Origin of the sequence: Bacillus sp. NP247, assembly GCF_018966865.1 — a bacterium.
Classification (GTDB): domain Bacteria; phylum Bacillota; class Bacilli; order Bacillales; family Bacillaceae_G; genus Bacillus_A.
Genome location: NZ_CP076653.1, coordinates 1,573,823 through 1,595,344, shown reverse-complemented (window position 1 = coordinate 1,595,344; position 21,522 = coordinate 1,573,823). Strand labels below are relative to the sequence as shown.

Annotated in this window: 23 protein-coding genes and 2 pseudogenes; 20 read left to right on the top strand and 5 right to left on the bottom strand. The window is 36.3% G+C overall.

Annotated elements, in window-relative coordinates; translation table 11 throughout:
• Nucleotides 1-68: 68 nt before the first annotated feature.
• Nucleotides 69-980 (top strand): annotated as a pseudogene (locus KPL75_RS08410) (YcdB/YcdC domain-containing protein); the annotation flags it as partial.
• A 55-nt stretch (nucleotides 981-1,035) separates the two neighbouring features.
• Here KPL75_RS08410 and KPL75_RS08405 read toward each other — a convergent pair.
• Complete coding sequence (locus tag KPL75_RS08405) at nucleotides 1,036-1,740, bottom strand: hypothetical protein (protein ID WP_219920325.1); 705 nt, start codon at nucleotides 1,738-1,740, stop codon at nucleotides 1,036-1,038.
• Nucleotides 1,741-1,927: 187 nt separating this feature from the next.
• On the opposite strand from KPL75_RS08405, the gene sigK reads away from it, so the two are divergent.
• Together sigK and KPL75_RS08395 are read left to right on the top strand one after the other, a co-directional pair.
• Nucleotides 1,928-2,641, top strand: coding sequence for an RNA polymerase sporulation sigma factor SigK (sigK, locus tag KPL75_RS08400; protein WP_000051382.1), 714 nt, complete (start codon nucleotides 1,928-1,930; stop codon nucleotides 2,639-2,641).
• A gap of 291 nt (nucleotides 2,642-2,932) precedes the next feature.
• Entirely contained in the window at nucleotides 2,933-3,721 is a 789-nt protein-coding gene (locus KPL75_RS08395) for a phosphatidylserine decarboxylase (protein WP_219920323.1), read from the top strand.
• Nucleotides 3,722-3,873: 152 nt separating this feature from the next.
• On the opposite strand, the gene KPL75_RS08390 is transcribed toward KPL75_RS08395, so the two are convergent.
• A complete protein-coding gene (locus tag KPL75_RS08390; RefSeq protein ID WP_002015226.1) occupies nucleotides 3,874-4,029 on the bottom strand; it encodes a sporulation histidine kinase inhibitor Sda in 156 nt (51 codons plus the stop codon).
• A gap of 246 nt (nucleotides 4,030-4,275) precedes the next feature.
• Between KPL75_RS08390 and KPL75_RS08385 the strand changes: the two genes are divergently transcribed.
• The 8 genes from KPL75_RS08385 to KPL75_RS08350 all read left to right on the top strand — a co-directional run bounded on the left by KPL75_RS08385 (nucleotide 4,276) and on the right by KPL75_RS08350 (nucleotide 9,527).
• On the top strand, nucleotides 4,276-4,788 hold the full coding sequence (locus KPL75_RS08385) for a YqeG family HAD IIIA-type phosphatase (RefSeq protein ID WP_219920321.1): 513 nt from the start codon (nucleotides 4,276-4,278) through the stop codon (nucleotides 4,786-4,788).
• A 3-nt stretch (nucleotides 4,789-4,791) separates the two neighbouring features.
• Complete coding sequence (yqeH, locus tag KPL75_RS08380) at nucleotides 4,792-5,898, top strand: ribosome biogenesis GTPase YqeH (RefSeq protein WP_219920319.1); 1,107 nt, start codon at nucleotides 4,792-4,794, stop codon at nucleotides 5,896-5,898.
• Nucleotides 5,899-5,913: 15 nt separating this feature from the next.
• Nucleotides 5,914-6,747 (top strand): shikimate dehydrogenase, encoded by an 834-nt coding sequence (aroE, locus tag KPL75_RS08375; RefSeq protein WP_219920317.1) that lies wholly within the window; start codon nucleotides 5,914-5,916, stop codon nucleotides 6,745-6,747.
• 4 nt (nucleotides 6,748-6,751) lie between these two features.
• Nucleotides 6,752-7,045 (top strand): ribosome assembly RNA-binding protein YhbY, encoded by a 294-nt coding sequence (gene yhbY / locus KPL75_RS08370; RefSeq protein WP_000955223.1) that lies wholly within the window; start codon nucleotides 6,752-6,754, stop codon nucleotides 7,043-7,045.
• Nucleotides 7,046-7,299: 254 nt separating this feature from the next.
• Nucleotides 7,300-7,869 carry a nicotinate-nucleotide adenylyltransferase gene (locus KPL75_RS08365; protein WP_219920315.1) on the top strand — a complete coding sequence of 190 codons (570 nt, stop codon included), beginning with the start codon at nucleotides 7,300-7,302 and terminating at the stop codon, nucleotides 7,867-7,869.
• Nucleotides 7,859-8,428, top strand: a complete 570-nt coding sequence (yqeK, locus tag KPL75_RS08360) for a bis(5'-nucleosyl)-tetraphosphatase (symmetrical) YqeK (RefSeq protein ID WP_219920313.1) — start codon at nucleotides 7,859-7,861, stop codon at nucleotides 8,426-8,428. The genes KPL75_RS08365 and yqeK overlap by 11 nt, the downstream gene beginning before the upstream one ends.
• The gene (gene rsfS, locus KPL75_RS08355; RefSeq protein WP_000653209.1) at nucleotides 8,425-8,781 is read left to right on the top strand and encodes a ribosome silencing factor; all 357 of its coding nucleotides are present in this window, start codon (nucleotides 8,425-8,427) and stop codon (nucleotides 8,779-8,781) included. The genes yqeK and rsfS overlap by 4 nt, the downstream gene beginning before the upstream one ends.
• Complete coding sequence (locus KPL75_RS08350; RefSeq protein WP_219920310.1) at nucleotides 8,778-9,527, top strand: class I SAM-dependent DNA methyltransferase; 750 nt, start codon at nucleotides 8,778-8,780, stop codon at nucleotides 9,525-9,527. The genes rsfS and KPL75_RS08350 overlap by 4 nt, the downstream gene beginning before the upstream one ends.
• Before the next feature lie 172 nt (nucleotides 9,528-9,699).
• Here KPL75_RS08350 and comER read toward each other — a convergent pair whose 3' ends face one another.
• Nucleotides 9,700-10,527 carry a late competence protein ComER gene (comER, locus tag KPL75_RS08345; protein WP_219920308.1) on the bottom strand — a complete coding sequence of 276 codons (828 nt, stop codon included), beginning with the start codon at nucleotides 10,525-10,527 and terminating at the stop codon, nucleotides 9,700-9,702.
• A gap of 77 nt (nucleotides 10,528-10,604) precedes the next feature.
• On the opposite strand from comER, the gene KPL75_RS08340 reads away from it, so the two are divergent.
• The 3 genes from KPL75_RS08340 to KPL75_RS08330 all read left to right on the top strand — a co-directional run bounded on the left by KPL75_RS08340 (nucleotide 10,605) and on the right by KPL75_RS08330 (nucleotide 14,161).
• Nucleotides 10,605-11,204: a helix-hairpin-helix domain-containing protein gene (locus tag KPL75_RS08340; RefSeq protein WP_219920306.1), complete on the top strand. Its 600-nt coding sequence runs from the start codon at nucleotides 10,605-10,607 to the stop codon at nucleotides 11,202-11,204.
• A 63-nt stretch (nucleotides 11,205-11,267) separates the two neighbouring features.
• Nucleotides 11,268-11,825 (top strand): ComE operon protein 2, encoded by a 558-nt coding sequence (locus KPL75_RS08335; RefSeq protein ID WP_219920303.1) that lies wholly within the window; start codon nucleotides 11,268-11,270, stop codon nucleotides 11,823-11,825.
• 14 nt (nucleotides 11,826-11,839) lie between these two features.
• Nucleotides 11,840-14,161 carry a DNA internalization-related competence protein ComEC/Rec2 gene (locus KPL75_RS08330; RefSeq protein WP_219920300.1) on the top strand — a complete coding sequence of 774 codons (2,322 nt, stop codon included), beginning with the start codon at nucleotides 11,840-11,842 and terminating at the stop codon, nucleotides 14,159-14,161.
• A 30-nt stretch (nucleotides 14,162-14,191) separates the two neighbouring features.
• Here the strand turns inward: KPL75_RS08330 and KPL75_RS08325 are convergent, their stop codons facing one another.
• Nucleotides 14,192-14,326, bottom strand: a complete 135-nt coding sequence (locus KPL75_RS08325; RefSeq protein ID WP_000997609.1) for a YqzM family protein — start codon at nucleotides 14,324-14,326, stop codon at nucleotides 14,192-14,194.
• A gap of 348 nt (nucleotides 14,327-14,674) precedes the next feature.
• Between KPL75_RS08325 and holA the strand changes: the two genes are divergently transcribed.
• The gene (gene holA / locus KPL75_RS08320) at nucleotides 14,675-15,685 is read left to right on the top strand and encodes a DNA polymerase III subunit delta (protein ID WP_219920298.1); all 1,011 of its coding nucleotides are present in this window, start codon (nucleotides 14,675-14,677) and stop codon (nucleotides 15,683-15,685) included.
• Nucleotides 15,686-15,769: 84 nt separating this feature from the next.
• Here the strand turns inward: holA and rpsT are convergent, their stop codons facing one another.
• Nucleotides 15,770-16,027, bottom strand: coding sequence for a 30S ribosomal protein S20 (gene rpsT, locus KPL75_RS08315; RefSeq protein WP_002088694.1), 258 nt, complete (start codon nucleotides 16,025-16,027; stop codon nucleotides 15,770-15,772).
• 180 nt (nucleotides 16,028-16,207) lie between these two features.
• Here rpsT and gpr point away from each other — a divergent pair, with 180 nt between their 5' ends.
• From gpr to hemW, 5 genes and pseudogenes are all read left to right on the top strand, one after another.
• Nucleotides 16,208-17,311, top strand: a complete 1,104-nt coding sequence (gene gpr / locus KPL75_RS08310; protein ID WP_219920295.1) for a GPR endopeptidase — start codon at nucleotides 16,208-16,210, stop codon at nucleotides 17,309-17,311.
• Entirely contained in the window at nucleotides 17,311-17,673 is a 363-nt protein-coding gene (locus KPL75_RS08305) for a YqxA family protein (protein WP_219920293.1), read from the top strand. Before gpr ends, KPL75_RS08305 begins: the two co-directional genes overlap by 1 nt.
• 207 nt (nucleotides 17,674-17,880) lie before the next feature.
• A complete protein-coding gene (gene lepA / locus KPL75_RS08300) occupies nucleotides 17,881-19,704 on the top strand; it encodes an elongation factor 4 (RefSeq protein WP_219920291.1) in 1,824 nt (607 codons plus the stop codon).
• A 194-nt stretch (nucleotides 19,705-19,898) separates the two neighbouring features.
• Nucleotides 19,899-20,267: a winged helix-turn-helix transcriptional regulator gene (locus KPL75_RS08295; RefSeq protein WP_070144903.1), complete on the top strand. Its 369-nt coding sequence runs from the start codon at nucleotides 19,899-19,901 to the stop codon at nucleotides 20,265-20,267.
• A 57-nt stretch (nucleotides 20,268-20,324) separates the two neighbouring features.
• Nucleotides 20,325-21,463, top strand: a pseudogene (gene hemW / locus KPL75_RS08290) (radical SAM family heme chaperone HemW).
• Nucleotides 21,464-21,522 lie beyond the last annotated feature (59 nt).

The following is a 21,522-nucleotide window of genomic DNA, read 5'->3' as shown; positions in this document are numbered from 1 at the left end:
GGTTTTGTTTGTTATAATTACCTTAAATTGTAATGAAGGAGAGGTATAATGAATCAAAAAGATAAAGAAAGAATGGTGAGGAAGTAAAAGGGCATCATCTTGTATATGAACCAGAACCTAGTCATGCATCTATTGATGCAAGTACGGGAGAAGATTTATTTGGACCAGAACACTATAAATTACCGCCAACAGTAGCTGTTGAAAAAACAAAAAAAAGTAGCCGGCAAGATGATATATTCGATTTATTTGACTGGGATAAAGAAAGTTTTACAAAAGTAGATGAGACAGAAAATGAAGATGGAATAAGGATGAAATTTGTTTCGAAAGAGGAATTACAAAAACAGAAAAAAGAAGAAAAGAATCCATATTTAATGAATGAATTCTTTAAAAAGCATTTACCGATGTTAAAATATAATAATTTAGTTGGCATTACGATTGATAAATCAACCAATGAATTAATTGGTTTTATAAAACTGACAGACGATAAAGAAGTAAAACAAATACTGTCTAGAGAGGAATGTTTACAAAAAGTACTTCAATTTCTAGAACGAGTGATTCCGGATATCACACAATATCTTCGTCTTTGGGAGGAACGTGAAGAAGCAGAAGATGGGATTGAAAGATTTACCTTTTCCGTATATGTGAATGGTATTCCAGCAGAGTATAACCAGTTTAGGGTCAATATCAATACAGAAAATGGTGCTGTGATGCACTACTCTGGAGAGTCTAGCAACTTTATAAAAGAATTACTTACATATGAAACAACACCAAAAGTAACACAAGAAGAAGCGTTAGAAATATACAGAGAGGCTATCCGAGTTAAATTAGAATGGTCTATAGATCATGACGTAGAGGAAACGGTATATCAATTGCTGTATAAACAAACAACGGATGAAAATTATAAAGAATTCTTCGACTGTAGTCGAGAAATTCGTTATATTGATGCGCATACTGGGGAGAAAATTTGGAGTGAATACTAGTAAAAGCCAATCGATACGTATCGATTGGCTTTTACTATGTTCTTAGAATTATTTATTAATTGCCGTTAAGTGGTTGAAGAATACCATCTTGAGCTTTTGACCAATCATATAGGTTTCCATCAGATCCCACTGCAAAATTTAGAGCACGCGAGTTCTCAGGAGATTCGCGTCCGTATAAGACGTCGTATAGTTTAATACCATTTATTGTGCCAATTAGTTTGTCTTCGCCGGAGCCGTAACGAATTTCATCTGAGCGAGCTCCCATTCTTTTTTCTAGAACTTTTACAGCATCTTCACTTGTGAATGTAATAGTATCAGTTTGTTTATTTGGTTGCTTAGCTGGTTGTTGTTCTTTTTGTGTGTTTTTAGATTCTGCTTCAGGTTTTGTATTATTTTTAACTGTGTCGTTATCTTCATTTTTTTTGTTATTTTCAGTAGTTGCGTTGCTCTCAGTTTTTGTATTGTTTTTAGGTGTTGCATTGTTTTCATTTTTTTTGTTGTTTTCAGTAGTTGCGTTGTTCTCAGTCTTTGGATGGTTTTCAGTTTTTACGTTATTCTCGTTTGTTGCATTTTCATCAGTTTTTACACTGTCTTCATCTTTTTGTTTATCTTCTGTTTTTGTGCTGTCTTTTGATGCTGCAGTATCCTGTTTAGTCGTTTCAGTTTTTGTGGGCGAAGTTTGTTGTCCGCAAGCTGACAGTAAGAAAAAAGATAGTGTGAGTACTACTAGTTTTGTTATTTGTGAAGTAAAGTATTGCATGAAAACACCTCTTTCAAAATTTTGGAACTTAACATATTGTAATACATTGGAAAAAATATTCAAGGTATGAAAGACTTATTTCGTTCGACAAAAAGCTAAGGATTCCATATTTATATTGTACAGACACAAACAACCTCATGCCCACATACACATAGTAAAGACCACTATTTTGGCGGAGGTGAAAGGTTTGAGTCTATTCGCCGCAATTGGATATATGGTTCGAGAAGTGTTTGTATTTGTTTCTTATGTGAAGAACAATGCGTTCCCGCAGCCGTTATCATCAGATGATGAGAGAAAGTACTTAGAGTTAATGGAGCAAGGTGATGCTCAAGCGAGAAATCTTTTAATTGAACATAATTTACGGCTTGTAGCTCATATTGTTAAGAAATTCGAAAACACTGGTGAAGATGCAGAAGATTTAATTTCAATTGGTACCATTGGGCTTATTAAAGCGATTGAAAGCTATTCAGCAGGGAAAGGAACAAAGCTTGCAACTTATGCAGCACGCTGTATCGAAAACGAAATTTTGATGCATTTACGTGTGCTGAAGAAAACGAAAAAAGACGTTTCACTTCATGATCCGATCGGGCAAGATAAAGAGGGGAATGAAATATCGCTTATTGATATATTAAAATCAGAATCTGAAGATGTAATTGATATGATTCAGCTTAGTATGGAGCTAGAAAAAATCAAAGAGTATATCGATATTTTAGACGAACGAGAGAAAGAAGTAATTGTGAAGCGTTTTGGACTGGGGCTTGATAAAGAGAAAACACAGAGAGAGATTGCGAAGGCACTCGGTATTTCAAGAAGCTACGTATCGCGAATTGAAAAGCGTGCTTTAATGAAAATGTTCCATGAATTTGTGCGAGCTGAAAAAGAGAAAAAAGCAAAAGAATAATGTATATTGTAGGCAGCTACACTTTAAAAGTGGCTGCTTTTCTTTCGAGAAAACGGAAAGAAAACGAGCTGTTCTAAGAAGAAATACATGTTCACTGTTGAAAATGGCGGGTTCTATCTGTAATATTAGAAGGTGCTAAACAATTTAAGAATAAAAATTATACTTAGTTTTTCTTCGTGTATAACGAGACGGCTCCATTCTATATGTGGGAATAAGAACCAATTTTACATATGATATAGAGAGAAAAGAAGGGGAAACTAAAGTTATAGGCTGATTAGGAGGTTTCGTAATTTGCGACGGACATTATATCGACTTATGATCGAACTTACAAATGGTCGCTTTACTTCTTATATATTACGTAAATTTGCACAATCTCGTTTGAGCTCTATCATTATTCCATCGTATGCGAAAGTTTTTCAAATTAATCAAGATGAGATGGAAAAGGGTTTGAAGGAATATCGAACATTGCATGATTTATTTACACGTAGGCTAAAAGAAGGAAAGCGTAGTATTGATACTGATGCATCGAGTATCGTTAGTCCTGTTGATGGTGTTTTTGCTGATCAAGGTCCTATTGAGGATACAAAAGCATTTGATATTAAAGGCAAGCGTTATTCAATTGTGGATATGCTAGGTAATGAAGAACGTGCAAAGCGATATGCAGGCGGTACATATATGGTCATTTATTTGAGCCCAAGTCATTATCATCGCATTCATAGCCCGCTTTCTGGTTCTGTGACTGAAAGATTTGTACTCGGTAGAAAATCATATCCGGTAAATGCAGCTGGTATGGAGTACGGGAAAGAACCACTGTCAAAAAATTATCGTTCTGTTACAGAAGTGAATAGTGACGGTGAACATATGGCACTTGTAAAAGTAGGTGCTATGTTTGTTAATAGTATTGAGCTTTTGCATGAAAGAAGTACTGTTCAAAAAGGTGAAGAGATGGCATACTTTACATTTGGCTCAACAGTTGTTTTGTTATTTGAAAAAGATATGATTAAAGTAGTGCAGGAATTGACAAGTGGGCAAGAGCTGCGTCTTGGTGAAAAAATTGCAACCCGAGTATCTCATAAGTAAAGAAAAGATTTTATAATATACTTATGAAGCTCTAATTAAGAAATGTGGACAAAGATGCTTAATGAAGAAATCCCCTAGATGGGAGTACTTGTTTATTCGAGAGCCATCGCAGGATGGCTCTTTTTACAGGTCAATCAGCAATCTATATGTACTCAAGAAGATTTGACGAGCTTGTCCTCTAACGAGCGTCTAATAATTTCTTGTTTTATAAGTAAAATGAAGTCGGGATTTAATTTTAGTTCTTTTGCTTTATAATAAGACTCAGTGAGTAAATCAGTAGATAACTGTTCCATGTGTTTTGTTTTCAAGGTGAGTCACCTCCTAATAATATAAGGATTGATTCGTTGTTGCATTTAATGTACCAAAAAAATATGACAGTCACAAACAAGGAGTTATCCACATACCTAGGTGGATAAAATGTGTATAGAATGTTAGTAAATTCCGAATTGACTGAAAAATTAATGTGGAAAGTGTGCACAAGTTTATCCACAGGTTATCTATCGAAAAATGTTGTCGAAAAATTTTATGGAAAATCCTCAAAGAGGTGAAAGAAATTGAAGCTATTTTTACCAAATGAATATGTGAAAAATGTATATCATGTTCAACCAGAAGATTTGAAAAAACGTGGAATTAAAGGAGTTATTACTGATTTAGATAACACTTTAATTGAATGGGATCGTCCAAACGCAACACCACAGCTTGAAGAGTGGTTTTTGAAAATGAAAGAAAATGATATTCAAGTAACGGTCGTTTCAAATAATAACGAGCAACGCGTTAAAGACTTCGCTGACCCATTAGGTATTCCGTTTATTCATAGTGCGCGCAAACCGTTTGTTCGCGCATTTAAGCGTGCGATACACGAGATGCGCCTGCAGCCAGATGAAGTTGTAGTAATTGGAGATCAGTTACTAACGGATGTGCTCGGCGGGAATCGTGTGGGACTTCATACAATTTTAGTTGTACCGGTAGCGCAAACGGACGGATTGGTGACACGCTTTAATCGAAAAATTGAACGAAGAATTATGAGAAACATGAAGAAAAAAGGCTTAATTAACTGGGAGGAATAAAGGTTGACTGAAACAATTAAATGTATTGGTTGCGGTGTAGAAATTCAAACAGAAAATAAAAATGAAGTAGGATACGCTCCTGCATCATCTTTAGAAAAAGAACAAGTAATTTGCCAACGTTGTTTTCGTTTGAAACATTATAACGAAATTCAAGATGTATCTTTAACAGATGATGATTTCCTTCGTATTTTGAACGGAATTGGACAATCAGACGCACTAGTGGTTAAAATCGTAGATATTTTCGATTTCAATGGTAGCTGGTTACCGGGCTTACATCGTTTTGTAGGGAACAATAAAGTATTACTTGTAGGGAATAAGGCTGATTTAATTCCAAAGTCAGTTAAGCATGATAAAGTAAAACATTGGATGCGCTATAGTGCAAAGCAACTTGGTTTAAAACCAGAAGATGTCTTTTTGATTAGTGCAGCTAAAGGACAAGGAATCACTGAACTTGCTGATGCAATTGAGTATTACCGCGAAGGTAAAGATGTTTATGTTGTTGGATGTACGAATGTTGGTAAATCAACATTTATTAATCGTATGATTAAAGAGTTTAGTGATGAGACTGAGAATGTAATTACGACATCACATTTCCCAGGAACAACGCTTGATTTAATTGATATCCCATTAGACGAAACATCATCTTTATACGATACACCAGGTATTATTAATCATCATCAAATGGCGCATTATGTTGGGAAACAAAGCTTAAAGCTTATTACACCGACTACAGAAGTTAAGCCAATGGTATTCCAATTAAATGAAGAACAAACATTATTCTTTGGTGGATTAGCACGATTTGATTATGTAAGTGGAGGCCGTCGTGCATTTACTTGTCATTTCTCAAACCGTTTAACAATCCATCGTACAAAGCTTGAAAAGGCTGATGAATTGTACGAAAGACACGCTGGAGGATTATTGAATCCACCGACACCAGAAGAATTAGAAAATATGCCTGAGTTTGTGAAATATGAATTTAATATTCGTGAGCCAAAAACGGATGTTGTATTCTCTGGATTGGGCTGGGTTACTGTAAATGAATCAGGAGCGAAAATTGTTGCTCATGTACCAAAGGGAGTAAGTGTTTCATTACGTAAATCTTTAATTTAATATGGAGAGGGATTTATGAAACAATTATATGGTGTAATCGGAAATCCAATTGGACATTCATTATCACCCGTTATGCATAACGATGCATTTGAACACTTGAATATGGATGCCCATTATCATGCGTTTCTTGTAGAAGAAGAAGCGCTAGGGGAAGCAGTAAAAGGTTTGAAAGCATTAGGTATTTCAGGATTTAATGTAACGACTCCGCATAAAGTTGCAATTATGGAGTACTTGGATGAGGTTGACCCGCTAGCAAGGCAAATCGGTGCGGTAAATACAGTAGTTCATCGAGATGGAAAATTGATTGGGTATAATACAGATGGAATTGGTTTTGTTCGTGCCCTGCAGTCAATTAGTGAAGATCCACTTCAAGAGAAACGTATTTTATTAATCGGTGCAGGTGGTGCTAGTCGAGCTATTTACTTCTCGCTTGTAGATGTAGGTGTGAAAGAAATTGATATTGCTAATCGTACGAGAGATAAGGCGGAAAATCTTATCGCTGGGTGCATGGCAAATGTTAATTCGCATGCGCTATCGTTAGAATTTGCAGCAGGAAATCAAGGGGAATATGATATCATCATCCAAACAACAACGATAGGTATGCATCCACATGTTGAGTATACGCCGCTGGAAATTCGTTCATTGAAACAAGGAACGATTGTTTCTGATATTATTTATAATCCATTTGAGACGAAAATTTTAGGCGATGCGAAAGTACAAGGTGCAATAATTCAAAATGGAATCGATATGTTCGTTTATCAAGGTGCACTTGCATTTGAAATGTGGACAGGGTGTGTGCCAAATATTGATAGAATGAAACAATTAGTAATGAGAGAGCTTGGAGGCTAATTATATGTTAACAGGAAAACAAAAAAGATTTTTACGTGCAAAGGCACATCATTTAACACCAATTTTTCAAGTTGGAAAAGGTGGCGTGAATGAAAATATGGTGAAACAAATTGGAGAAGCATTAGAAGTTCGTGAACTATTTAAAGTGAGCGTATTACAAAACTGTGAATTTGATCGTCGTGAAGTTGCAGAAGAGCTTGCACAAGGTGCACGAGCTGAAATCGTTCAAGTAATCGGAAGCACAATTGTTTTATACAAAGAATCAAGAGAAAATAAGCAGATTAAGCTTCCACGATAAATTGAAACTTTAATTTGTGTTTTTTAGTCTTCACCAATTGGGCTTTTGTGTGCAGTTAATTTCCCATCTAACCTAGTTATTGTCAGTGACTTTTGAGGTGTTGGCAAATAGCAGGATAAAAAATCACGTCAATTATTTCCATAATTGACGCTTGATAGATAGAGAGTGAAATCAATTGAACTTTTATTAACAGTAGGCTCTCTTCGAATATTTATGGGGAGAGTTGCTGTATGTAAAAGGAAGGGGCGTTTCTTTTGAGAAAAATTGGCATTATTGGTGGCACGTTTGATCCACCTCATAATGGACATTTGTTAATCGCAAATGAAGTGTATCATGCTTTAGGATTGGAAGAGGTATGGTTTTTGCCGAATCAAATTCCACCGCACAAGCAAGGACGTAACATTACGAGTGTGAAAAGTCGATTGAACATGCTGCAAATAGCGACTGAGGAAGAAGCATACTTTTCAATTTGTTTAGAAGAGCTAGACAGAGAAGGCCCATCTTATACATACGACACTATGGTACAATTAACAGAGAAGTATCCGGATGTGCAGTTTCACTTTATTATTGGCGGAGACATGGTTGAGTACTTGCCGAAGTGGTATAACATTGAAAAGTTACTTAATCTTGTGACTTTCGTTGGAGTTGCAAGACCAGGTTATACATTACATACGCCTTATGATATCGTAAAAGTGGAAATTCCGGAGTTTGCAGTTTCTTCTTCTCTGTTACGGGAGAGATATATGACGAAGAAAACGTGCAAATATTTACTCCCTGAAAAAGTACAGGTATATATCGAGAGGAATGGGTTGTATGATTCGTGAGGAAGCACTTAGTATTGTCAAACAACAAATGCATGAAAAACGTTATATACACACGATTGGTGTAATGGAAACTGCGACTGAACTTGCTCGGTTATATGGTGTAGATGAGAAAAAGGCAGAGACGGCTGCTATATTTCACGATTATGCAAAATGTAGAGCGATTCCAGAAATGGAAGAGATTATTAAGAGAGAAGCTTTGCCTAAGGATCTACTGCACTATAACAAAGAGTTATGGCATGCACCTGTTGGGGCATACTTAGTAGAAAAAGAAGTAGGCATTACTGATCCTGAAATTCTACAAGCTATTACATATCATACAAGTGGCCATGAAAAAATGACAATGTTAGATAAAGTTATTTATGTAGCGGATTACATTGAACCAGGACGTAAGTTTCCTGGTGTGGAAGAAGCGAGGAAACTCGCATATAAAGATATAAATCAAGCTTTACTGTTTGCTTTAAAGCGAACAATTCAATTTTTAATGGAAAAAGATCAAACGATTTATCCATTAACATTTCAAACATACAATGCAGTTATCAAGGAGGAAATTAATAAATGAAAGATAAAGAGTTATTAGTATTAGCGGCAAAAGCAGCTGATGATAAGAGAGCAGAAGATATGGTTGTACTAAATATGCAAGGTATTTCACCGATTGCAGACTATTTTATTATTTGTCACGGAAATTCAGACAAGCAAGTACAAGCAATTGCACGTGAAATTAAAGCGAAGGCACATGAGTTCGAAATTAACGTACAACGTATGGAAGGCTTTGATGAAGCGCGTTGGGTTTTAGTAGACCTTGGTGATGTGGTTGCTCATGTATTCCATAAAGATGAGCGTAATCACTATAATTTAGAGCGTCTATGGGGCGATGTGCCACGTGAAGATATTGCAGATGAGCTAGATCAATGAAATACGAACAATTTGCTTTGCTGTATGACGAACTGATGAATGATGTCCCTTATGATAAATGGGTGGAATTCACAGAGGAAAGTTTACAACAGGCATCTATGAAAGAGGCAAAAATTCTTGACGTAGCATGTGGAACTGGTAACGTAACACTTCCGCTTGTGCGAAAAGGTTATGATTTAATTGGTGTAGATCTTTCGGAAGAAATGTTAACTGTCGCACAGCAAAAATTAGGGAGAGAAGGTTATTTTATTCCTTTTTACCAACAAGACATGAGAGAGCTCGATGTTCCTGGTGAATTTGATTGTGTGACAATCTTTTGTGACTCATTAAATTATGTATTGCAAGAAGATGGAGTGCAAGAAGCATTTAGAAGAGTTTTCCACCATTTACGTCAGGATGGCTTATTTTTATTCGATGTACACTCTTTATATAAAATACATCACGTATTTCAAAATGAAACATATACAGTGAACGGCGAAGAAATATCACTTATTTGGAACTGCTTCCCTGGAGAAGAATCAGATAGTGTGGAACATGATTTGACATTCTTTGTACAAGATTCAGAAGAAGATGTGTATCATCGTTTTGACGAATGTCACGTGCAACGTGCGTATTCGGTTGAAGTGTTAACAAAATGGCTTGAAGAAGCTGGGTTTACAGTACTTCGCGTCACAGGTGACTTTGAACGAATTGAAGTGACAGAACAAACAGAGCGCATCTTTTTTATGGCGAAGAAGAATGGATAAAATAAAAGCAACCGATAAGGTTGCTTTTATTTTATAGAAAAGATGTAGTTTTAGTTCTGGAAAAATAAAAAGATGATATGTGTAAAGTGTAAAAATGCTAGTTTTAGTGAAAATGTAGCATGAAAAAGATAAGTATTAATAAAAAGGGTTTGGGATTACGATGGCGTATTTATTATGTGTGTTTATTGAATTGCTGCTCAACGCATTTTAAATCTTCATCGAATTTCTCATGTGTCCGTTCGATTAATTTATGAAACATATCCCCAACATGCTCTTCTAAAATACGAATACCTTCTCCTGTAACACCGCCTTTAACGCATACCTTTTCTTGTAAAGTAGGTAATGTAAAAATTTCTTTTTCAAGTAATTTCCCCATTCCAATGACCATTTCACTTACTAAAGTAGTGGCTTCTTCGTGTGTAATATTTGTTTTATCTACAGCAGCGTTAATGAAACATTGCAATAAGTAACTAAAAAAAGCAGGGCCGCAGCTTGCTATATCAGATGAAACGCGCGTTATATCTTCTTCTATAATAAGGGGAGTAGAAATGTTTTTGAATAGACGAAATAGTTTTTGTTGCCATTCTAGAGAGCAGTTATTTCCAAATGTAAATAGTGATGCGCCGGACAAGGCGCGGTTTGTGATGCTTGGAATGATACGAGCGACGTGGCAAGGTATAAGTGTTTCTAATTGTGATGGAGATATGGGGCTTGTGATAGAAACTAAGCAATCTTCGTCTGAAAAATGGTCAGCGTATTTTTTTAGAATAGGGTATATATCTATCGGTTTTACGCAAACGAAAATAAGCTGGGATTGTTCGATTACCTCTTGGATTGTTTTGGCTATATGAACAGAAGGGTATTTTTCTTTTATATGATATGCTTTGGCAGGCGTCCGATTAATAATAGTAAGGCACGAAGGTTTGACAGCACGGGTTTCTAAAAATGCATCGATTAGTATATTCCCCATGTTCCCTGTCCCTATAATTCCTATGTTCAATGTTTCATCCCTCCTTCGTAACAGCTTTCTCCTAAACAATATGAACGATGTTATAAAATTATGATTAGAGGTGTAAAATGATGTGGGATTTTCCAAAAAAATGGTTGGGATTAGTGGTTATTATTGGCACTTTGATTTTTCTTTTTTTCTGGAAAACGAATCAGCAAACAGAGCAATCGCTCATTACAACGGAAGTTCAAGTGAAAGATGTGGAGAAAAAAAGTAAACCGAAAGTATTGGATACAAAGGAGCAGAAAAAAATAATTATAATTGATGTGAAAGGGGCGGTTTTTAAAGAGGGTGTGTATGAAATGAAGGAAGGGGACAGGGTAAAGGAGGCGGTTGAAAAAGCTGGTGGTTTGCTGCCGGATGCAGATATGAAGAAAGTGAATTTGGCGCAAATGGTCCAAGACCAAATGCTTCTTTATGTTCCTAACAAGAATGAGCCAGTGCAAGAAGGGGCTGTTTTTTCAAAAAACGAGGGTAAAGTGCAAATAAATACAGCTTCTAAAGAGCAACTTGAAAAAATAACAGGTATTGGTTCTCGGAAAGCGGAAAGTATTTTGAAATACCGAGAAGAACATGGTCCGTTTCAGAAAATAGAAGATTTATTAGAAATTGATGGGATTGGTGTGAAGTCTTTAGAGAAAATAAAAGATCAAATTATTATTCCGTAAAAGATTGACGAAGTTTTTCTTTTTTCGCTACACTACAAGTAGACAAAAAAGAAGGTGAAAAATATGGAACGAATTTCATGGGATCAATATTTTATGACGCAAAGCCATCTACTATCTTTACGTAGTACATGTACAAGGCTTGCGGTAGGAGCGACAATCGTTCGTGATAAACGAATTATTGCTGGTGGATATAACGGCTCAATTAAAGGTGGTGTACATTGTATAGACGATGGTTGCTATGTCATTGATAATCATTGCGTTCGTACAATTCATGCGGAAATGAATGCTTTATTGCAATGTGCGAAGTTTGGTGCAAAAACAGAGGAAGCGGAAATTTATGTCACACATTTTCCTTGTTTGCAGTGCTGTAAGGCGATTATTCAAAGTGGTGTTACAGCAGTTTATTATGCACAGGATTATAAAAATCATCCGTATGCCATAGAGTTATTTGAACAAGCGAGTGTAACAGTAAAGCACGTTCCGTTAGAATATGATATTACATCGCTAGAGGAACAAGAGCGTCATTTGCAGCTAAAGGAACTATTCAAATCTTTAGAAAAAGATAATTTATCAATGGAAGAATTACAGCGTGTATTCACTAAAGCGAAAATGATGCTATAAGGAGTGAGTATGAGTTGAATGGACAATGGGGCTATGTTGCAATCTCGTTTATAATTGGGATTGCAATTACCTTTTCCGCATCGCATTTGTTGACTGCTTGTTGTTTCGTTTGTTATGTTTTATTTTGTTTATATCGTACTTCGCGTAAAACCTTCATTTTTTGTATAATAGCGTGTTTTAGTGGCGCTATGTACACCACGTATGTTCAGAGTCTAAACAAGCCGCTAGGGGAGCCCTACGAAGTTACACGAGGGGTCGTGCAAAATACACCTCTAATTAATGGGGATCGTCTCTCTTTTCAAATCGAGGATCAGAATAAAAACTTAGTACAGTTAAATTATAAAATACAATCTGCTTCGGAAAAGAAGCAGTTGCAACAATTACATGCAGGTATATCGTGTACATTTAAAGGGGAGGTGAAAGAACCACAAACTGCCCGGAATTTTCATGTTTTTGATTATCGTAATTATTTATATCAGCAAAAAATACATTTTATATTTGATGTGACATACATTTCTGAATGTCAAAAAACATCGTTGTCACTCGTGCAATGGATTTTCCTTCTCAGGCAACAAACCATCTCGAAAGTTACAGAGATGTTCCCGGAACAATCAGGTGCATTTATGAACGCATTATTATTTGGAGATCGACAACAAATGACGTTTGAAGTAGAAGAGCAATATCAACAATTTGGTCTTATACATTTGTTAGCAATTTCAGGATCGCATATCGTATTATTAATGGTTATAATGTATTTTATTTTACTAAGAAGTGGTGTGACGAAAGAGATAGCAACAGTATGCCTTATAGTTTGCATTCCTCTGTATATGATCATAGCTGGGGCGTCGCCATCTGTTGTGAGGGCTTCTATAACAGGAGTTTTATTGTTGGTAGCTTTCATCTGCTCTGTTCGCTTATCTAGTCTAGACGCCTTAAGTATAACAGCTATATGTATGCTTACATACGATCCGTATCTTATTTTCAACATTGGATTTCAATTCTCATTTGTAGGTAGTTTTGCTTTACTACTATCTGCGCCGATATTATTAGGGTGTAGTAATGGGGTAGTTCGAAATTCTATTTACATTTCTATAATTTCACAGCTCGCTAGTACCCCCATCTTGTTATATCATTTTGGTTATTTTTCTCCTTATAGCATTTTCCTCAATCTTATATATGTTCCTTTTCTATCCATTATTGTATTGCCGTGTAGCATTATTATTCTTATGTGTATGCCGGTTATTCCATTGTTCGCAAAAGGAATTGCATATGTACTTTCATTATGTTTAACCATTTCTAATGATTTTCTAAGTTACTGTGAAAGTTTCCCTTTCATCCGACTTACTTTTGGTCAAACTCCTTTATTTCTTGTGGCTATATATTGTTTTAGTATCGTTAGTATATTTGTGATTTGGGAAAGAGTAATAACGAAAAAAATTTTGTGCATAGTCGTGGGTGTGTTTCTTTTTATTAGTACTTGTCATTATGTATATCCATATTTTCGCGAAAGTGGGAGTGTTACATTCCTTGATGTTGGACAGGGAGATGCAATATTAATTCGTCTTCCGTACGATAAAGAGGTTTATCTTATTGATACAGGAGGAGCCCTTCATGTCAAGAAGGAAGCGTGGCAACAGAAAAAGCATGAATTTTCTGTTGGGCATGATATTCTTGTTCCTTTTTTACAAAAAGAAGGTATAAAAAAGATTGATAAATTAATTGTAACGCATGGAGATGCGGATCATATAGGTGCTGCGCTGGAGTTACTGTCATCTATTATTGTAAAAGAAGTTGTATTTGGGAGAAAGGAACAAGATGCTGTATTGGAAAAAGTGGTGAAGAAAAAGGCGTTAGAAAAGAGCATGAAGATAAGTGTAGTAGGAGAAGGGGAAGGGTGGAGGGTAAATGAAGCGGAATTTTTCGTATTAGCTCCAAGGGGGAAAGAAAAGGGAGAAAATGACTCTTCGATTGTAATACGGGCCCGACTAGGAGGGCTAACATGGCTATTTACGGGTGATTTAGAAGAAGGAGGAGAGAAGTTTATAGTATCGACATATCCTGATTTACGGGCTGATATTTTAAAAGTTGCCCACCATGGGAGTAAAACATCGTCTACAGATCCTTTTTTAAGCCTTGTACAGCCTGGTATAGCGATTATTTCTGTGGGGGAGCGTAATAGGTATGGGCACCCGCATAAGGAAGTTATAGAGCGTTTTAAGAAGATGGGTATTGATATATGGCGTACGGATAAACAAGGTGCTATTTCCTATGTTTTTAATGGAGAAAAAGGAACCTTTCAAAGTAAAATCACATATGATGAAACACATAGAAGATGAAAAAAGAAGGCTGCCATTAAGCAGCAGCCTTTAAGAACCGATGAATTTAATAACAGTTGCAATAATGAAAAGTGTTGCGAAAAAACCAAATGAGACGATAAATCCTACCCCTGAATCAATAGCGTCATTGCGTTTACTTTGAACGTTTTGTTCAAAATCATTCATTTAGAATCCCTCCCCAACATTCCATTTTAGTATAAAATATTGTCAGAAAAAAATCTACAATTTCCATATGAAGCGAAATAGAGTATTTTTACACTTTTTCTAGTTAGTTAAGTAGCGTGAATTTTTCATTTCCAATCATGTTAACAGTTGGCACTTATACTAAGATTGTTATTGTAAATAATAAAGGGAAGGTGATTACCGCACACCAATAAGAAATCCGGGGCTTATTGCGTGGCGTTTTATATAAATAAAGGGGCGGGTTATAAAGCCCGTCCCTTTGTACTTGTAAAACAAAAGCTAGGGCATTAGTATAAATATATATTGCCAAGTTAGGGAGTAGGAAAAAATATGAGTGATATACATAAGAAGATTAAAAAGAAACAGTTTGCTCCGTTATATGTACTGTATGGAACGGAAGCCTATTTTATAAATGAAACGATAAAACTTATTACAACGTACGCGCTTGAAGAGGAAGATCGAGAGTTTAATGTTGTGACATACGATTTGGAAGAAGCGTATTTAGAAGATGTAGTTGAGGATGCACGTACGCTTCCTTTTTTTGGAGACCGTAAAGTTATATTAATAAAATCACCATTATTTTTAACGGCACAAAAAGAAAAATTAGAACAAAATATAAAAATTTTAGAAGAATATATTGGGGAGCCATCTCCTTTTTCTATTCTTGTTTTTGTTGCGCCTTATGAAAAATTAGACGAACGAAAAAAAATTACAAAACTATTAAAGAAAACAGCGGATGTAATAGAAGCAAATGCGATGCAAGTGCAGGATGTTCAGAAGTGGATTGTTTCTCGTGCGGATGAAGTGCATGTGCATATTGATAATGCAGCTGTTAGTTTGTTGTTAGAGCTTGTGGGAAGTAATATAACAATGTTGGCGAAGGAAATGGACAAGTTAACGTTATACGTCGGTATGGGCGGAGAAATTACGCCAAAACTTGTCACGGAACTTGTGCCGAAATCTGTTGAGCAAAATGTGTTTGCTTTAACAGAAAAAGTGGTAAAAAAAGATATCGCTGGTGCGATGCAAATTTTAGATGGATTATTTACACAGCAGGAAGAACCAATTAAACTGCTCGCGTTATTAGTAAGTCAATTCCGCTTGTTGCATCAAGTGAAAGAGTTGCAACAGCGTGGTTACGGACAAAATCAAATCGCGTCACATATTGGTGTACATCCGTACCGGGTAAAGTTGGCGATGAATCAAACGAAGTTTTTCTCTTTTGAAGAATTGAAAAAAGTTATTATAGAATTAGCGGAAGCTGATTATAGTATGAAGACTGGAAAGATGGATAAGAAACTTGTGCTTGAATTTTTCTTAATGCGGTTAAATCATATGTAGTGATACAAAAAAGTTCGCGTACTTAGTACGTGAACTTTTTTGTGTATATAAAAAACGATCCGAATGGATCGTTTTTTAAACGCCTTACGCGTTTACTTGTTTCGCTAAGCGAGATTTTTGACGAGCTGCAGCGTTTTGGTGGATAAGACCTTTACGAGCTGCTTTGTCAAGTTTTTTAGAAGCAGTTTTGAAAGCTTCTTTAGCATTTTCAAGATCGTTATTAGTAACTAAAGTTTCTACAGTTTTAACAGCAGTACGCATGTCAGACTTGATAGAAGCGTTATGTGAACGACGCTCTTCGCTAAGTTTAGCGCGTTTGATAGCAGATTTGATGTTTGCCATACTTTTCACCTCCCTGGTGCAATCGAATGACTCGATTCTTACATAGAACAAGTGATATTCTATCAAACGGTGAAGAGAATTGCAATAGTATATCAATGAAATTTCACGTAAAGGAAAGAATGACCTAATATAACTTGGGGAAATCTAACGATATTTACTATGAATTACGGAGGAGATACGATGAAAGAACCATTAGATTTAAGTAAATATAGTGTTAGAACTGACCTGGCTGTAGAGGCGCACCAAATGCTGCAAGAGCGCCAAGAAGAACAAAAAGGGATACAGGGAGTTATTGTAAAAGAGAGGGAAGAAGAGGGAGTTACAATTACAAAAGTAACTATTGATGAAATTGCATCTGAGTCGATGGGGAAAAAACCTGGGAGTTATTTAACTCTTGAGGTGCAAGGTATACGTCAGCAAGACACGGAACTTCAACAAAAAGTAGAGCGTATTTTTGCGAAAGAGTTTTCTTATTTTTTAGAAGAGGTCGGAGTTACAAAAGAGGCGAGTTGTTTAATCGTTGGTCTTGGAAATTGGAATGTAACACCAGATGCACTCGGACCGATAGTTGTAGAAAACGTAATGGTGACGAGGCATTTATTTAAATTGCAGCCTGAAAGTGTGGAAGAAGGTTTCAGACCTGTTAGTGCGATTCGTCCAGGGGTAATGGGAATTACAGGGATTGAAACGAGCGATGTCATTTACGGAATTATTGAGAAGACAAAACCAGACTTTGTCATCGCAATTGATGCATTAGCTGCGCGTTCTATTGAACGAGTAAATAGTACGATACAAATTTCTGATACAGGAATTCATCCAGGATCTGGTGTTGGGAATAAGCGTAAAGAACTAAGTAAAGAAACATTAGGTATTCCTGTTATCGCAATTGGTGTGCCAACTGTGGTAGATGCCGTTTCGATTACGAGTGATACAATTGATTTTATTTTGAAACATTTTGGCCGGGAACTGAAAGAAGGAAACAAACCGTCACGCTCTTTATTGCCAGCAGGTTTTACATTTGGAGAAAAGAAAAAATTAACAGAAGAAGATATGCCGGATGAAAAGAGTCGGAATATGTTTTTAGGAGCTATTGGTACGTTAGAAGAAGAAGAAAAGAGAAAGTTGATTTACGAAGTGTTATCTCCTCTTGGTCATAATTTAATGGTAACCCCAAAAGAAGTAGATGCGTTTATCGAGGATATGGCAAATGTAATAGCAAGCGGTTTAAATGCAGCGCTGCATCATCAGATTGATCAAGATAATACAGGGGCATATACACATTGATGGAAAGAGGCATAAATAGTTTGAGTCGATTTACGTTGTTATGTATATGCAGTACAGTCTTATGTTTGCTTATGATGATAGCTGGAGTGGGACTTGCTAATCATGGTCTGAAAAGTATGAAGGGGTATCGTCAGCTGTCATATGAACAAATTGCTCATATGACAGGGACAGAAGGCGCTGGGGCCGAATCGGAAATTTCGGGAGAGACGTTTTCGGCTATTGAAAAACAAAAACAGTTAGAGAGCTTAAGAAGTTTTAATGTTGTAGAAGGTATCGGTATGGCGATAGCAAGTGTTGCTCGTGATATGACAGAGTTTGGAACGGATATAGTTGTTGGGGCAATAAAAGGAATTTTTAGTTAAGGATAGCGGAAGGGTGGTTGTCTTATGTTTGTAAGAGAGCCGTCCTTTAATTTGAAAAAGGTTTGTCTCTTATGGTTTGTTCGCATAAGATATAGATAGAGTGATTTGTATTGTAAGCAGCACGAGTTTTCATTGAATCTTTGCTGCTCTATTGATATAATCAGTGCTAGTGTATATTGGCGAGACTATTAGGAGTTGAGAACATAGATGAATAAAGAAGAAAGAGCAAAAAGACAGTCGAAAATTCGTAACTTCTCCATCATTGCTCACATTGACCACGGGAAATCAACGTTGGCGGACCGTATTTTGGAGAAAACAAACGCGTTGGCACAGCGCGAAATGAAGGCGCAATTGCTTGACTCTATGGAGTTAGAGCGTGAGCGCGGTATTACAATTAAATTAAATGCAGTACAATTAACGTATAAAGCGAAAGACGGTGAAGAATATATTCTTCACTTAATCGATACTCCAGGACACGTCGACTTTACGTATGAAGTATCTCGTAGTTTAGCGGCTTGTGAAGGTGCAATTCTTGTTGTGGATGCAGCGCAAGGAATTGAGGCGCAAACATTAGCGAACGTATATTTAGCGCTTGATAATAATTTAGAAATCTTACCAGTTATTAATAAAATCGACTTACCAAGTGCAGACCCAGAACGCGTACGTCAAGAGGTAGAAGATGTAATTGGTTTAGATGCATCGGAAGCTGTACTTGCTTCAGCGAAAGCTGGCATTGGTATTGAAGATATTTTAGAACAAATCGTTGAAAAGGTACCAGCTCCAACAGGTGATTCAGAAGAGCCGTTACAATGTATGATTTTCGATTCTTTATATGATCCGTACCGTGGTGTAATTGCATATATCCGTGTTGTAAATGGAACGGTAAAAGTTGGCGATAAAGTACGTATGATGGCAACTGGAAAAGAATTTGAAGTAACAGAAGTAGGTGTGTTCACACCAAAAACAACGCAACGTGACGAGTTAACAGTAGGTGATGTAGGTTTCTTGGCAGCGTCTATTAAAAATGTAGGCGATACACGTGTTGGTGATACGATTACACATGCGAAACGTCAGGCTGTAGAGCCGTTAAAAGGATATCGTAAATTAAACCCAATGGTATTCTGTGGTTTATATCCAATCGATTCTGCGCGTTATAACGACTTACGTGATGCGTTAGAAAAACTAGAATTAAATGATTCTGCTCTTGAATTTGAGCCTGAAACATCTCAAGCTTTAGGTTTTGGTTTCCGTTGTGGTTTCTTAGGGTTGCTTCACATGGAGATTATTCAAGAACGTATTGAACGTGAATTCAAGATTGACTTAATTACAACAGCGCCAAGCGTTATTTATAAAGTGTATTTAACAAGCGGTGAAGATCTTATTGTTGATAATCCATCTAATATGCCAGATCCACAGTCTATCGATCGTGTAGAAGAGCCGTTTGTGAAGGCTGCAATTATGGTTCCGAATGACTATGTTGGAGCTGTAATGGAAATTTGCCAAGGGAAACGTGGAACGTTTATTGATATGCAATATTTAGATGAAACACGTGTTACATTGACATATGAAATCCCGTTATCAGAAATCGTATATGATTTCTTCGATCAATTGAAATCAAATACGAAAGGATATGCATCATTTGACTACGAGTTAATTGGTTATAAACCATCTAAACTTGTGAAAATGGATATTCTTTTAAATAATGAACAAGTGGATGCTTTATCATTTATTGTACATCGTGATTCAGCGTATGACCGTGGTAAAGTAATTGTAGAGAAATTACAGAAATTAATTCCAAGACAACAGTTTGAAGTGCCAATTCAGGCGACTATCGGAAATAAAGTTGTATCTCGTTCTACAATTAAGGCGATGCGTAAAAACGTACTTGCAAAATGTTACGGTGGTGACATTTCTCGTAAGCGTAAACTTCTTGATAAACAAAAAGAAGGTAAAAAACGTATGAAGTCTGTTGGTTCTGTAGAAGTGCCGCAAGAAGCATTCATGGCTGTACTGAAAATGGATGATAACTAATAGAGTGAAACTATAATTAGTGGGGATTTTTCTATTCTTCGCTAATTATTAGCCAGCACCAATCGTGATAAAAGTAGAAGCCGTTCGCTCGGCTTCTTTTTTATATGCTAAGTACTTTTTAGACATCTTAGCATCTCTCATTTACAATAGTGAGAGAGCTTTTTAGTGATTGATATAGAGTTAGGAGATTATTAATGTCCGAAAATATTCGAAAAGATATTCGAGAGAAAATACAAAATGGTAATTTTAATTGTGAAAAGGAACTGACGCTTTCTATTATTAGTGGGAAGTGGAAAGTTGTGATATTGTGGCATCTCGGTGTGGAAGGGCCTCATCGTTTTAGTGAATTACAGCGACTATTCCCGAGCATATCTCATAAAGTGTTGTCGAATCAATTAAAAGAGTTGATGGAGGATGGGATTATTGATCGAACAGTATACCCGGAAATCCCTCCGCGAGTTGAGTACTATATGACAGAATTAGGTATGTCGCTTTTGCCAATCGTTGAAATGATGTATGATTGGGGAAAAATGCGAATGGAACAAATTCGTAACACGTTATAAAAGTAAAGGACCCTCCGGAGCGCGGAGGTTTTCTTTTTAGAAAGGTAGGAGTTATATTTGGTACAAGCTGCATATATTCATATTCCATTTTGTCAGCATATTTGTCACTATTGTGATTTTAATAAAGTGTTTATTGAACGCCAACCGGTAGGTCAATATTTAGAGTATTTAGAAAAAGAAATAATAAACACGGTTCAAAAAGTACCGTTTGATAGTATGAAAACGATTTTTGTTGGTGGAGGAACTCCGACAGCACTAAACATGGAACAGACAAAAAAACTACTCGATATCATTAATCGTCGTTTGCGTCCGTTTGCTCCGAATTGTGAATTAACGTTTGAAGCGAATCCAGGCGACTTACCGAAAGAGAAGTTGAACTTATTACTAGAAGGTGGAGTAAACCGAATTAGTTTTGGTGTGCAAACGTTTCGTGATGAGCTACTTGAGAAGATTGGGCGTAAACATACGAGGGAAGATGCATTTGTAGCAATTCGAGAAGCGCAGGAAGTGGGCTTTACAAATATTAATGTAGATATTATCTATGCTTTGCCAGGACAGACGATAGAAGATGTAAAAGAAACATTAGACATTGCCTTTACGCTTGGTGTACAACATTTCTCAGCATATTCATTAATTGTGGAACCGAAAACAGTGTTTTATAACTTAATGAATAAAGGGAAGTTGAGACTTCCGGGTGAAGACCATGAAGCGAAAATGTATGAAATGGTAATGGATGAAATGGAGAAACATGGTTATAGCCAGTATGAAATTAGCAACTTCTCAAAAGGTGATAATGAAAGTAGACATAATCTCACATACTGGAATAATGAAGAGTATTATGGGTTTGGAGCTGGAGCGCATAGTTATGTAAATGGGGAACGTATCCAAAATGTAGGGCCGCTCAAGCAATATTTCACGAAAATTGATGAAACAGGCTTTCCTTATTTAGATGTTCATGAAGTGACTGAGAAAGAAAAATGGAAGAAGAGTTGTTTTTAGGACTTCGAAAAACAAAAGGTGTTTCCAAGATAGAGTTCCAAAAGAAATTCAATATGGAGATGGGTCAAGTTTTCGCGAAGCAGTTACAAAGCAATCAAGAACAAGGGTTGCTTGAAGAAAGAGATGGATATGTACGTTTAACACGAAAAGGAAAATTATTAGGAAATGAAGTGTTCCAGTCATTTTTGATTGACTAATTAAATGTTCCCATAAACGTGAAAAAATTTCATTATTTCGTGACGTTTCCGTTGACAAT

Bases quoted from the DNA above. Each gene is read 5' to 3' on its own strand.
- KPL75_RS08350 (WP_219920310.1), top strand. From the start codon at position 8,778: ATGAAATACGAACAATTTGCTTTGCTGTATGACGAACTGATGAATGAT.
- gpr (WP_219920295.1), top strand. From the start codon at position 16,208: ATGAAAGAACCATTAGATTTAAGTAAATATAGTGTTAGAACTGACCTG.
- lepA (WP_219920291.1), top strand. From the start codon at position 17,881: ATGAATAAAGAAGAAAGAGCAAAAAGACAGTCGAAAATTCGTAACTTC.
- rpsT (WP_002088694.1), bottom strand. From the start codon at position 16,027: ATGGCAAACATCAAATCTGCTATCAAACGCGCTAAACTTAGCGAAGAG.
- KPL75_RS08305 (WP_219920293.1), top strand. From the start codon at position 17,311: ATGGAAAGAGGCATAAATAGTTTGAGTCGATTTACGTTGTTATGTATA.
- KPL75_RS08335 (WP_219920303.1), top strand. From the start codon at position 11,268: ATGGAACGAATTTCATGGGATCAATATTTTATGACGCAAAGCCATCTA.
- KPL75_RS08295 (WP_070144903.1), top strand. From the start codon at position 19,899: ATGTCCGAAAATATTCGAAAAGATATTCGAGAGAAAATACAAAATGGT.
- KPL75_RS08325 (WP_000997609.1), bottom strand. From the start codon at position 14,326: ATGAATGATTTTGAACAAAACGTTCAAAGTAAACGCAATGACGCTATT.
- KPL75_RS08340 (WP_219920306.1), top strand. From the start codon at position 10,605: ATGATGTGGGATTTTCCAAAAAAATGGTTGGGATTAGTGGTTATTATT.
- holA (WP_219920298.1), top strand. From the start codon at position 14,675: ATGAGTGATATACATAAGAAGATTAAAAAGAAACAGTTTGCTCCGTTA.
- yqeK (WP_219920313.1), top strand. From the start codon at position 7,859: ATGATTCGTGAGGAAGCACTTAGTATTGTCAAACAACAAATGCATGAA.
- yhbY (WP_000955223.1), top strand. From the start codon at position 6,752: ATGTTAACAGGAAAACAAAAAAGATTTTTACGTGCAAAGGCACATCAT.
- aroE (WP_219920317.1), top strand. From the start codon at position 5,914: ATGAAACAATTATATGGTGTAATCGGAAATCCAATTGGACATTCATTA.
- rsfS (WP_000653209.1), top strand. From the start codon at position 8,425: ATGAAAGATAAAGAGTTATTAGTATTAGCGGCAAAAGCAGCTGATGAT.
- KPL75_RS08405 (WP_219920325.1), bottom strand. From the start codon at position 1,740: ATGCAATACTTTACTTCACAAATAACAAAACTAGTAGTACTCACACTA.